Source organism: Treponema sp. Marseille-Q3903 (assembly GCF_014334335.1).
Taxonomy (GTDB): domain Bacteria; phylum Spirochaetota; class Spirochaetia; order Treponematales; family Treponemataceae; genus Treponema_D.
Map to the genome: position 1 here is coordinate 68881 of NZ_JACSEU010000002.1, position 12133 is coordinate 81013.

At 40.3% G+C, this 12133-nt stretch carries 11 protein-coding genes; all 11 read right to left on the reverse strand.

Features of this window, described 5'->3' with window-relative positions; all coding sequences use genetic code 11:
- Positions 1-88: 88 nt before the first annotated feature.
- Positions 89-1288, reverse strand: coding sequence for a chemotaxis-specific protein-glutamate methyltransferase CheB (cheB, locus tag H9I37_RS10355; RefSeq protein ID WP_187382647.1), 1200 nt, complete (start codon positions 1286-1288; stop codon positions 89-91).
- 52 nt (positions 1289-1340) lie between these two features.
- Complete coding sequence (locus tag H9I37_RS10360) at positions 1341-2159, reverse strand: CheR family methyltransferase (protein WP_187382648.1); 819 nt, start codon at positions 2157-2159, stop codon at positions 1341-1343.
- Positions 2160-2247: 88 nt separating this feature from the next.
- A complete protein-coding gene (locus H9I37_RS10365; RefSeq protein ID WP_187382649.1) occupies positions 2248-3273 on the reverse strand; it encodes a sugar kinase in 1026 nt (341 codons plus the stop codon).
- A 33-nt stretch (positions 3274-3306) separates the two neighbouring features.
- Complete coding sequence (gene eda, locus H9I37_RS10370; protein WP_187382650.1) at positions 3307-3945, reverse strand: bifunctional 4-hydroxy-2-oxoglutarate aldolase/2-dehydro-3-deoxy-phosphogluconate aldolase; 639 nt, start codon at positions 3943-3945, stop codon at positions 3307-3309.
- 84 nt (positions 3946-4029) lie between these two features.
- The gene (gene uxaC / locus H9I37_RS10375) at positions 4030-5445 is read right to left on the reverse strand and encodes a glucuronate isomerase (RefSeq protein ID WP_187382651.1); all 1416 of its coding nucleotides are present in this window, start codon (positions 5443-5445) and stop codon (positions 4030-4032) included.
- Positions 5446-7053, reverse strand: a complete 1608-nt coding sequence (locus H9I37_RS10380) for a mannitol dehydrogenase family protein (RefSeq protein WP_187382652.1) — start codon at positions 7051-7053, stop codon at positions 5446-5448.
- Positions 7054-7132: 79 nt separating this feature from the next.
- Positions 7133-8239 carry a mannonate dehydratase gene (uxuA, locus tag H9I37_RS10385; protein WP_187382653.1) on the reverse strand — a complete coding sequence of 369 codons (1107 nt, stop codon included), beginning with the start codon at positions 8237-8239 and terminating at the stop codon, positions 7133-7135.
- 111 nt (positions 8240-8350) lie between these two features.
- Positions 8351-9394, reverse strand: coding sequence for an energy transducer TonB (locus H9I37_RS10390; protein ID WP_187382654.1), 1044 nt, complete (start codon positions 9392-9394; stop codon positions 8351-8353).
- Positions 9391-9804, reverse strand: coding sequence for an ExbD/TolR family protein (locus tag H9I37_RS10395; protein WP_187382655.1), 414 nt, complete (start codon positions 9802-9804; stop codon positions 9391-9393). Before H9I37_RS10395 ends, H9I37_RS10390 begins: the two co-directional genes overlap by 4 nt.
- A gap of 26 nt (positions 9805-9830) precedes the next feature.
- On the reverse strand, positions 9831-10439 hold the full coding sequence (locus tag H9I37_RS10400; RefSeq protein ID WP_187382656.1) for a MotA/TolQ/ExbB proton channel family protein: 609 nt from the start codon (positions 10437-10439) through the stop codon (positions 9831-9833).
- A gap of 41 nt (positions 10440-10480) precedes the next feature.
- A complete protein-coding gene (locus H9I37_RS10405) occupies positions 10481-12133 on the reverse strand; it encodes a hypothetical protein (RefSeq protein ID WP_187382657.1) in 1653 nt (550 codons plus the stop codon).

Below are 12133 nucleotides of genomic sequence, written 5' to 3' on the forward strand. Positions count from 1 at the left end.
TATCTGTTCGGGATGTTTTTTTCTGGTCACTGTAATCATAATATTCGCAGCGACCAGAAAAATTAAATAATTTCAACTTTGATTAGATTTATGAATACAAGTGCTCTCGCGCAAGTTTACTGATTTCGTCTGCCATCTGAGAGAGAGGGACTTGGCGCTCTACCCCACCGAGTTCAAAGGCTACTTTCGGCATTCCGTAAACGATGCTTGTATCTTTATCTTGCCCGAGCGTCCATGCGCCTTTTTTACGCATTTCTGCAAGTTCTGCAGCACCATCTCTACCCATACCTGTCATAATTACACCAAGCGCACGGTTTTGGAATATCTCTGCAATTGACTCAAACAAAACATCGCAAGAAGGTCTGTGTCCATTTCGTGGATTGTCTTGAGAAAGTTTTATGAAGTTTCCTATCGCTTTGCGTTCAACAAACATGTGGTAACTTCCAGGAGCAATGTAGACGTGCCCACCGAGAACCGGTTCTCCGTCTTTTGCCTCAGAAACTTCAAGCGGACATATACTGTTGAGACTCTGAGCAAATTCCGCGGTGAATCCGGCAGGCATGTGCTGAACAACAAGTATAGGCTGTTTCAAATTCGGGTCAATTGTCTTAAATACATCGCGAAGGGCGTTAGGACCTCCCGTAGAAATTCCTATTCCGATAATTTCAATTTTGCCGCCCGGACGCTCAGGAGTAATCACGATAGGCTCTTTTACTTTTGATTGGAACCAAGCTTGAGGGACGCTGTCTTGTTTTGTAATTGATGCTGTCTTTGCGACATCTTCGCCTTTCTTCTTTATGATAAATCTTTCCGCTTCTTTGAGTTTAATCTGGTGGCTAAAGAATTCAGGTTCAGGAACTTTCTTGCCATGAGCCTTAGCGTATGCTCCTCCATAAGAAGCAACATATTCTATAATATCTTTTGTTACATCACCGATTCTCAGCGTAACAGAAGCTCCGCCCGGTTTTGTGATAAAATCCGATGCGCCAAGCTCAAGGCACTTCATCGTTACCGCAGCACCTTCAGTTGCAACACTTGAAAGGATAATGACCGGAATATTGCTCAAACGCTTTTTTCTTTCTTCAAGGAATTGAACTCCATTCATCACAGGCATTTCAATATCAAGAAGAATAACATCGGGCTTTGTCGACTCTAATTTTTCAAGAAGATCCTTGCCATTTTCTGTTTTTCCGCAAACAGACAACCCTGTTGTCTCATCAATAATTCTACCGATTAAATTTCGCATCAAGGCAGAATCGTCACAAATCATTACTGAAATATCATCCATAATAAACGCTCTTTAAAAATAAATTTATGCTCACTCAAACCGAATGAGACTGCTACTTTATGTTTTTGCCGTAAAGACAAGCCCAATCCGTTTTTAAAAATTCAAACTTTGTATTCATTCCAAACAAAGATTCTGAGTGCCCGATATAAAGAAATGAATGCTCTGACATTGAATCATAAAAATGATTGACTACAGTAAGCTGCGCAGGTTCATCAAAATAAATAAGAACATTGCGACAGAATATAACGTCAAGATTTCTTGCGCCTGAATCATTTTTTAAGTTGTGATAGTCAAAATGAATTGTTTTCTTAACATCTTCTTTAATCTGATATCCGCCATCAACTTTTGTGAAGTATTTTGCAAGATAGTTAGGAGGGACACCTTCAACCCTTGCTTCCGAATAAAACCCTTGCTGTGCCACCATAAGTGATTTTAGAGAAATGTCAGATGCCGTAATATGGAATGTGAAACCAGGAGGACAAATTTCCTTCATAATCATTGCGATTGTGTAAGGTTCTTCTCCGGTCGAACATCCGGCACTCCAAATCTTAATGTTGCGGTCCCCGCTTGCTTTTTTAAATTCGATTACTTTTGGAATTACGTAATGAATAAAAGCATCAAAGTGAGGTTGGTTTCGGAAGAAACGCGTAAGATTAGTTGTGACCGAATCCAGCATCTTTTTCATCTCTTCAGGATTCTTCGTGATAATCGCATAATATTCCTGTGGAGTGGCAATATTATTATTACGCAGAATCTCTTTTATGCGGCTGTCAAGAATAGACCGGTTTGTATCCGAAAATGTAATTCCGCTCTCATCATAGATGACTTTACGGAACATTTCATAGTCAGTATCAGTAAGAACTTCTAACATAGAGAATATTATACACGATTGTTTGTTTAAAGTAAAAGAAATAAACTTAAAAACTGAATAGTTTTAATTTTCCCCAACATCACTTTGACTAACGCTGAATCCGGCCGCTTGCGTTTCCTCCGGCGAGCTTTTCAACTTCGTCAACGCTGACCATGTTGTAATCGCCTTCGATTGAGTGCTTTAAGCAAGATGCGGCAACTGCAAACTCGACGGAGTCTCGGATTGATTTTCCGTTCAAAAGCGCATATATCAATCCGCCGCCAAAACTGTCACCGCCCCCTACTCTGTCAACTATGTACATTTCGTATTCTTTGCTAAAACAGTAATCTTTGCCGTCATACAAAAGTGCTGCCCAGTTGTTGCGGTTTGCGTTTATTGAAGTGCGAAGTGTGATTGCGACCTTTTTAAAGCCGAATTTTTCGGCGAGCTGTTTCGCAACCGACTTGTATCCGTCTTTGTTCAACTTTCCGCTGTTGATATCTGTGTTTTCAGCCTCAATTCCAAATACGTCTTTTGCATCTTCTTCGTTGGAAATGCAAACATCTACGTATTTGCAGATTTCTGTCATTGCTTTGCGGGCTTGTTCTCGTGTCCAAAGTTTTCCACGATAGTTTAAATCGCAGCTCACTGTAGCACCGGCATCTTTTGCAGCTTTACACGCTTCGATACAGATTTGAACCATATTTCCGCCGAGTGCCGGAGTTATTCCTGTGATGTGAAACCATTTACAATCTTTAAAAATTTCTTTCCAGTTAAAATCTTCCGGTTTTGACTCTGCAATCGATGAATGAGCGCGGTCATATATGCATTTTGAACCGCGTTGGCTAGCTCCACGTTCGTTGTAGTAGATGCCTACGCGCTCTCCCCCACGAACAATATAATTAGTGTTTACACCGTAACGGCGCAAACTGTTGATTGCGGCTTGTCCGATTTCGTGTTTCGGCAATTTTGTTACAAAATAAGAATCTAGTCCATAGTTTGCGAGGGAAACAGAGACGTTTGCTTCTCCACCTCCGAATGTCGAAGTCATTTTGTCTACCTGAACGAAACGGAAATATCCTTCCGGTTCAAGTCTAAGCATAAGTTCACCAAATGTTACTACTTTCATTGTCATTCCTCTCTTTTGTTCACACTTACTGCGTGTGATTTATTTTCTGATTTCCTCAACAATATTTGCAGCTTCTCGTGTCAGTTTTTCGATTTTTCCAAAATCACCATCATCGATCAGCTCTCCTTTCACCATCCAACTGCCGCCGCACGCTAAGATTTTATCGCAAGCAAGGTACTCTCGGACATTTACAGAGTTGATTCCACCTGTCGGCATAAACTTCATCATCGTGTACGGTGCGCTCATCGCCTTTATCATTTTTAATCCGCCGGCATTTTCCGCAGGGAAAAATTTTACAACATCGAGCCCGAACCCTAAAGCCATTTCCAATTCTGACGGTGTCATAATTCCGGGACAGACAGGATAGTTGTTTTTGAGGCAATATTCCACAACTTTCGGATTAAATCCGGGTGATACGATTGCTTTAGCTCCTGCCCCGATTGCGCGGTCTACCTGTTCTATCGAAAGAACTGTTCCGGCAATCACAAACATATCACTGTATTTTTTTGTTATCGCTTTGATGCTTTCTTCTGCCGCATCAGTCCTAAATGTGACTTCTGCACAAGGAAGTCCGCCATTCATCAAAGCTTTTGCCAATGGTTCTGCGTCGCTGACTTTATTTAAAACAACGACAGGAATAATTCCTATCTTTCCAATCTGCAATAAAGCATCATTCATAACAACCTCATTTCAATGTACTAGTATTCTAGTTTATAACATCATGTTACCACGTTTAATAAACTCCGTCATCTTTTTTATATTTTACGGTATTCGGAAGAATTCTACAGAATTTTTATAACAGATTCCTTCAACTATTTTTCCGAGCAGTTTTTCATCAGACGGAAATTCTCCGTTTTCAACAATATTTCCCACAAAATTGCATAAAATGCGCCTAAAGTATTCGTGACGCGGATAAGAAAGGAAACTTCTGCTGTCTGTCAACATTCCAGGATATTTTCCCAGAACGCCGGTGCGAGCGTAAACTCTTAGTTGCTCTTCGATTCCGTCTTTATGATCGTTAAACCACCACGCCGGCCCGAACTGGCAGTTGCGGAAATTTGCAGCCATTGTCGCAAGCGCTTCGTTGTCTTTTGGATTGAGATTGTACAAGATAACGCGAGCGTCCTGATTGCGGCTGTAAATTTCGTTTAAAAGTCCGCCAATCTGAGCGGCATAATTAAAATCTGCAAGGCTGTCTTCGCCGATGTTTTTCCCGACAGTTTCATATAGAATTGAATTATTGTCTCTAAGAGCCCCGATGTGAATCTGCATCACAAGACCTTTTTGCGCATATAGTTCACCGAGTTTTGCCAGAACGTAAGTTTTATATTTGCACAACTCTTCTGAAGAAATTGCGCTTCCACCTGCCGCCTTTTTAAAAATACGGTCGGCATCTTTTTTTGTCGTTTCCGCAAAAAAATCATTTTCAAGTGAATGGTCGCTCACAACGCAACCGCAAGATTTGAAAAAATCGATTCTCTCTCCTAAAAAGTCAATCATGTCATCTATATTTTTAAACTTTCTTTGTGCAAGATTTTCGAGACCTTTTATGTATTCTTTGAAAATCGGGGAATCTGCGGAGAGTACGTTATCAGGGCGAAAAGACGGTCTGACTTTTACATTTTTCCATTCTTTTGCGAGTTTCTGATGATATTCGAGATTGTCTACAGGATCATCTGTTGTGCAAAGCTCACGAACATTCATTTTTTCAAGCAGGCTGCGCGGCGTAAACTCTTTTTTTGATAAAAGTTCATTACATCTGTTCCACACATCTCTCGCATTTTTTTCTGTCACTGCTTCTGTAATTCCAAAATAACGCTGAAGCTCAAGGTGACTCCAATGATAGAGAGGATTTCCGATACAGCTTTGGAGAGTTTTGACAAAAGCGAAGTAGCGCTCGTAATCGTTTGAATATTCCTTTTTTACAGAACCGTCTTTGTTGAGATGACCAGTAATCAAGTTTTCAGGAACTCCAAAAGCGCGCATTGCACGCCATTTGTAGTGATCATGGTCAAGCCAAGCGTTTGCGAGGTTTCCCAGAGTTTTGTCTTCATAGATTTCCTGAGGCGGAAGGTGATTGTGAAAGTCAAAAATCGGCTGATTTTTGCAGTATTTGTGAAACAAAGTTTGAGCGGTTTTTGTCTTAAGTATAAAATTTTTGTCTAAGAATTTTTTCATTTAGATTCCCTGAATAACATTTCTGACTGCACCATTGCCTTGGCAGAGCGCTTCAAAATATTTTTCTACAACTGAGCCCAGCCCCACTTTGTACAGGTCAACGCCGAAGATTTCCGAGCGCTTCAGCAACTGTCCGGCTGCTTTGTGAACATCGAACTTCTCGCCGAGTTTTACATTTGCGACATATTTTTGCACATCGGACAAAAGAGGATCAGGGCTTAATTCAAACTCGTTTCCATCATCATCGATTGCCATAAGATAGCGAAGCCACAATGCAAATACAAGGGGAACAACTTTTAAGTTTTCAATAGATAAATCTTTTCGCGCGAGGTAGCCTTTTATAGTTTCTCCAAAACGAATGCTCAATTTTTGTGAAGTATCGCATGCAATTCTCTGCGGAGTATCAGGCATAAACGGATTCGGAATACGGATGTTTACAACTTCGTCTATAAAATCACGAGGTTTTATGATTTTAGGGTCTACAACGACAGGAAGCCCCTCTTCGTATCCGAGTCGCTTTACAAGGCGAAGCAAGTCTGCGTCTTTCATTTCGTCGGAAATCAAAGTATAGCCGAGCAAACAGCCGCTTATAGCGAGAAAAGTGTGCAGAGGATTTAGACAAGTGCAGACTTTCATTTTTTCAACTTTGTCTACAGTTTCTCTGTCTGTAAAATACAATCCGGCTCTTTCGAGTTCAGGGCGACCGTTAGGAAATTTGTCTTCGATAACTAAATACTGGCATTCTTCGGCATTTACAAATGGCGCAACATAAGTTTTTTTAGAAGTGATTACAGGTTCAAGCTGCTCAATTCCGTCATCGCTGAGAATCTTTTCTATTTTTGTATCGGGGCGAGGCGTTATTTTGTCTATCATTGTCCACGGAAAACTGACTTTTGATTCGTCGTTGACATAATCTAAAAATCCCGGCTTGCATACGCAGCGTGTTTCCCACTCCCGCGCAAATTCGTTTACAGCAGCGTAAAGTTTATCGCCGTTGTGTGAACAGTTATCCATGCTGACCATTGCAACAGGGAGCTCTCCGTTCACAAAACGTTCGTGAAGCAATGTAACGACTTTTCCTATGTAAGATTTTGGAAGAACAGGTCCCATTGCAAAGTCTTCTTCTATTCCCGGCATTGAGACTCCTGCAGCGTTGCGGAGCAAGTAACCTTTTTCTGTGATTGTAAAACTGACTATCTGGAGTGAAGGATTTCTGAAAATCTCGCACAAGCGTGCCCAGTCTTTTTCATTGTCGGAATCAGCTGTCAAAGATTCCATGATTGACGCCACAACTGTTTTTTCGACTGAACCATTAGATTTGAGAGTGACAAGAACGCCGATATTATCGTGCGGCCGGTACATCTTTTCTATGATTTCGTAATCATAACCTTCGGCAACGACAAGCCCACATTCTATCACGCTGTCATTTAAAAGATTTTGAGTTACATTTGCTTGAAATGCACGGAATATATTTCCTGCACCAAAATGAACCCAAAACGGTGATTTTTTCGTTGCAGCTTCTACAGCTTTTCTATCAAACTTCGGAAGAAAATAACCTTTTTTAAGCCATTCTTCCTTATTCTTTAATCCTTCTTCTGTAAGTTTCATTCATCCTCCAAAGAAAATATCAACATTGCACGAGTCAAACGGTTGCGGTAAACGCTGTCCGAGAAAAACTTCCGCCTGATTATCTATACAATTTTGTTTTTGAACGGTCAAAACTCTTTTCGCATGCTTCCCAAAGTCCGTTGAGATAAGAAGCGCCGAGTGCACGGTCATACAAGCCGTATCCCGGCATCGCTTTTTCGCCCCAAATCATACGTCCGTGGTCAGGGCGGACAACTCCATCAAAACCTGTCTCATAAAGTGTTTTTACTATTTTGAACATATCGAATGTGCCGTCAGCAGAAAGGTGTGCAGACTCCTGAAAATCCTGAACAGGATCGTCTATCGGGGTATTGAATTTCAAGTTTCTGATATGGGCAAAATGAATGCGTCCCGTAGCCGCTTTTATCATTGCACAAAGGTCGTTTTTGCGGTTTGTTCCATAAGAACCTGTACAAAATGTAATTCCGTTGTGAGGATTGTCTACGGCGCTTAGCATTTTTACTACATTTTCCTGACATGTTATGATGCGTGGAAGTCCAAAAACAGACCATGCAGGATCATCGGGATGGATTGCCATATCGATATTGTATTTATCACAGACCGGCATGATAGCTTTTAAGAAATATACAAGGTTTTCAAAAAGTTTTTCCGGTGTCACTTCTTTGTACATGTCAAAAAGCTCTTTTACTCTCGCCATGCGCTCAGGTTCCCAACCGGGAAGAATAAAACCATTTGAATCTTTGTCTATTGACTTGAACATCTCTTCAGGCTTTATAGAATCTACTGCATTTGAATTATACGCAAGGACAGTTGAACCATCTTCACGAACACGAGCTAGCTCCGAACGAGTCCAATCAAAAACAGGCATAAAGTTGTAGCAAACCATGCGGATATCTTCCTGACCAAGCAGTTCAAGCGTTTTAATGTAGTTTTCGATGTATTTGTCTCTGCTGCCGCTTCCGATTTTGATGTCATCATGAATGTTTACGCTTTCGATACCGGCAATCTTAAGTCCGGCATCTGAAACTTCTTTTTTTATTTTTCGGATCGCATTGAGTTCCCAAGCCTCTCCCGGAACAGAGTCATACAAAGTTGTGATAACTCCGTGTACACCCGGCACTTGTCTGATCTGCTGCAAAGTAACGGAATCAAAACCTTTTCCGTACCAACGTAAAGTCATTTCCATAATAAAATCCTCTTCTTATTGTGATTCTATGATTCCTTTTTATTATGGATAAAGTATAACACTTGGATAATGATTTAGCAACTAAAATACTTGCATACTAGTATAAATAATTTATTTTAATTTGATGTTATATTCAAAATTAGCTGATGCAGAATAATTTGCAGGTTCGAACAGCCATTGCCCTACTTGTTTTCTGATTTCATCGCGGACAATCTGATGAAGAATCGATTCCGGCGTAATTTCTATTGCGGAGACATTTCCAGCAGTATCGACTTTAAAAGAGATTGTCACTTTTTTAGAAGAGTCTATGGTACTTGCCGCACCCGCTGAAAGGTTTATGACAGGTTCTTTCGGGTAAAAAAGTGCGCGAGTAGAACCATCTGTCATTTGAATTGAAACTTCGCCGCTCGATTTTCTTGTTGTCTTTACATTCGATTCTGAACTTACAGAATCTGTAGCGAGACCCGAAAATTTTGTATTTGCAATGCCGGCGAGAGATTGCACAGTTGAAGAAGAAGTCTGCGTAGTAGTTTTTTTTGTAGTTTCTGACGAACTTTTTATTGCCCGGACAGAAGAATCAGCAGTTCTCGCAGCCTCACCAAAAGTCTGTGTCTGAGTTGTCACTTTGCGAGAAGGTTCTGCTGTAGTTTTTGACTGGGAAGAATCATCGTCTTCCAGCTGACTCCAGTCAAAATCCTGTTTCTTTTTCTTTGAAAGTTGGCTGTTGAACGCTTCCATCGGATCTGCGGCGTATGTGACAGGCTCTGCATTATTTTCGGCAGATGTCGGAAGTGGTTTTGGTTGGGCGGAAGTTTTTGTTTTTTTAGCGGCAGCTGGTTTTGCGCTCTCTTTTTCAGGCTCTTTCGGCTTTACAACAGATTCGGCAATTTCATTTTTTTGAGGAGCGGGAGGTGAAGATTGCAAAGAATTTGCTTCAATAGATTTTTTTTCGGAATTGAGTTTTTCTTTTACAGGCGTGCTCTCTAATACAATTTGCACTTCTTTGAATTTCGGCTTTTGGTCGAATTTTATGAGAAACGAGCATATTAAAAAAATCACAAACAGAAAACATGTTCCTACAATTCCGATGATTTCGCTTGTGTGTTCAGGGTTGCTGTCAGCGCCGAATAATGGAGTGCCTTTAAATCGCGTCATTTTTCAGATGTCGTCCTTAAATTTATTACACAGTAACCGCTTTCACGAATTACATCAAAAATCTTTACAATTGTTCCGTTTGTCACCTGCGAGTCCGCTTCGAGCGAAACTGGAAATTCTTCTTTTTTCGTGTCGCCCGTATCATAGGTGACAAGAGAGTTTCCTAGCGTATCCATAGTTACCGGTTTGTCATTAAAATAAAGAGAATTATTTTCATCAGCTGTAATTGTGATTCCTTTCACAGCAGCACCTTCAGATGTATGGCTGGCAGGGAGTTTCAATTTTATTGCAGGCAGAACAGCAAACGTCGTTGAGACAAGAAAAAAAAGGATAAGCTGAAAAACTATATCTATCATCGGGGTCATATCAACATTTGATTTTATCTGCCCGCGTTTTGTTTTTAATCTCATTTTGTGCTCCGTAAAATACGAATAGATTACACACGTCCTGTAAGACGAAGTAAGACCGACGTAACATTTGCTTCCATTTCTACAATTCTTCGGTTTACACGAGAAACAAAATAGTTATGGAAAATGACGGCAGGGATTGAGACGCACAATCCTGCAACTGTTGTGACAAGGGCTTCTGCAATAGCACCGGCAAGCAAAGCAGGGTCTCCCATTGAAGCGCCTGCTCCAAGAACTCCAAAAGCCTTGATATTTCCCGTTACAGTTCCCAAAAGTCCAAGCAACGTAGAAATATTTGCGATTGTCCCAAGCGGAGTCAAAAAGTGTTCGAGTCTTGGGACTACAAAATCCATCTCTGCTTCAACAGCTTCTCGCAAATCATTTTCTTGATAACGCCGGCAATCGACAGCTTTTTTTACAACTTGAGACATTGGCGTATCTGCTTGAACGCAAGCAGCTGAGCAAGCTTCGTAATTTCCTGCGCTCAATGAATCGCGCAAAGAGGTCATCAGTTTTTGATCACGAATTTTGATGTTGTAAAAATAAATACAACGCTCAATTATTATAAATACCGCGATAATTCCGCACAAGATGATTGGAATCATCAAAGGTCCGCCAGATTTTAAAGTTTGATACATAAAAACCTCTCTTATATTTTATGTCTTTTAATTAAAAAAAATTAAAAGATAAATTTCAACAACAACGTCGCATTTCCGCCGCGTGTTATATAATCGCTTGATGAATAAACTCGCGGAGAGCCTTGAACTAATTTTACAATGTCATTCACTGAAAGAACTGCACGAACTGCCGGAGTGAGCCTTAAAAATCCTTCAAAATTGACTATCGGTGAAAAAACATTGTCATCAAAAGGAACATATCCTGATAAATCTGCGCCCCATCTGGAATTATCATCTTTCAGGTGAAATCCAAGCGACACAATCTGCGTGTATTCAAGAGCCGGCACATCAATCCAGTTTGAACGCCATTCTCCGGAGATGCTGAATTTGCCGAAATTGTACGCAATCGTAAAATCAGAAATCAGCTGTTTTTTTTCATTTGATTTATAGCTGTACAAAAAGCCGTTCAAGACAGAATAATCAGGAGCATCGGTTTTGTTTCCAAATGCAGTCTGCCTGTATTCAATAAGCGCAGAACCTGTAAATGACGATTTTACAGGAACAGAAACACTAAATCTGCCATACCAGTTGGAAGTTTCCGACGGAATATAATCGAGCACGGCAAATTTATATTTATCTTCAAAATCATAGAATTTCGGGAGTTTTGAATCTATACCGCCTTCAGCTGAAATATAAAAGCGCCTGTTTGCAAAATAAACAGGAAACGAAGAATCTATTCCGACAGTAAATGGAACTACAACTGAATTTTTCCCAATCTTGTTTCCGACAACTGCAGAAGCGTCTGCATAAGTTTTTATGTATTGTTTTTCCCATGCAAAATTGATTTTAAATTGTCCGCGGTTTATCAGATTTTTATCAGAAATTCCATTTATGGGTTTTCCAAAAGTGTACTCTGCGTCAAATCCTACAGTAAAACCATAATTTTTCCACTGAACAAACGCTTTTGGAGAAAGCCCGACATAAGCAACAGAAGGGACTTCTACGCTTGACGCATTTTTTACAACATCTGAATATCTATTAAATGCATTTAAGTTTGCCAGCAATCCTGTTGAAAATCCGTTTCCAAAACGATATGAAAAATCTGCTTTAGCTCCGTAAATATTATGATTTAGCGCTGTGATGAACTCCGAATGATTTTGCAATCCGTCGGAAACGCTTTTATATGTGCCAAAAAATCCCCAGTCAAATTTCTTATTTTTGAACGATTTTTCGACAGTAAGCTCCGTTGCCTTATCGCTGTAGCATTGTGTCAGCTGATGCCCTGAATAACCTGCTGCAGAATTGTGATCGAATGAGAATTTAAAAGGATTATCTCCGACTGTGCGAAATACAGAAAAATTCCCTTCAAACAATGCAGGATATCCGCAGCCGATAACGCCTTGTGCATAAACTGATTTTTTTTGAACTTCGTCGGAGGTCTCGTTTTCTTCATCGCCTTTAGCCGTGTTCAATTCCGGCAACTGAGGAACAACATCTCCGCTTTTTGAATATTTTTTTTCGGAAGTTTTTAGAATATCGCTAAAATCGGGAAGAGCTTGTGTTTCCGCAATCTCTGTTTCGTTGCCTTCAGTAATCACTGTTGTAATTTCCGGCAGCTCAATATTTTGAGCGTACAAAATGCAAGGACCGGCAATCACAGTCAAAATATATGTAAGAAAAGATTTATTTATTCTACGAATTCTTGTCTTTTTCAA

What these genes read in the sequence shown, in the direction of transcription:
- cheB (WP_187382647.1), bottom strand. Translation starts at nt 1,288, where the DNA reads ATGGATGATATTTCAGTAATGATTTGTGACGATTCTGCCTTGATGCGA.
- H9I37_RS10360 (WP_187382648.1), bottom strand. Translation starts at nt 2,159, where the DNA reads ATGTTAGAAGTTCTTACTGATACTGACTATGAAATGTTCCGTAAAGTC.
- H9I37_RS10365 (WP_187382649.1), bottom strand. Translation starts at nt 3,273, where the DNA reads ATGACAATGAAAGTAGTAACATTTGGTGAACTTATGCTTAGACTTGAA.
- eda (WP_187382650.1), bottom strand. Translation starts at nt 3,945, where the DNA reads ATGAATGATGCTTTATTGCAGATTGGAAAGATAGGAATTATTCCTGTC.
- uxaC (WP_187382651.1), bottom strand. Translation starts at nt 5,445, where the DNA reads ATGAAAAAATTCTTAGACAAAAATTTTATACTTAAGACAAAAACCGCT.
- H9I37_RS10380 (WP_187382652.1), bottom strand. Translation starts at nt 7,053, where the DNA reads ATGAAACTTACAGAAGAAGGATTAAAGAATAAGGAAGAATGGCTTAAA.
- uxuA (WP_187382653.1), bottom strand. Translation starts at nt 8,239, where the DNA reads ATGGAAATGACTTTACGTTGGTACGGAAAAGGTTTTGATTCCGTTACT.
- H9I37_RS10390 (WP_187382654.1), bottom strand. Translation starts at nt 9,394, where the DNA reads ATGACGCGATTTAAAGGCACTCCATTATTCGGCGCTGACAGCAACCCT.
- H9I37_RS10395 (WP_187382655.1), bottom strand. Translation starts at nt 9,804, where the DNA reads ATGAGATTAAAAACAAAACGCGGGCAGATAAAATCAAATGTTGATATG.
- H9I37_RS10400 (WP_187382656.1), bottom strand. Translation starts at nt 10,439, where the DNA reads ATGTATCAAACTTTAAAATCTGGCGGACCTTTGATGATTCCAATCATC.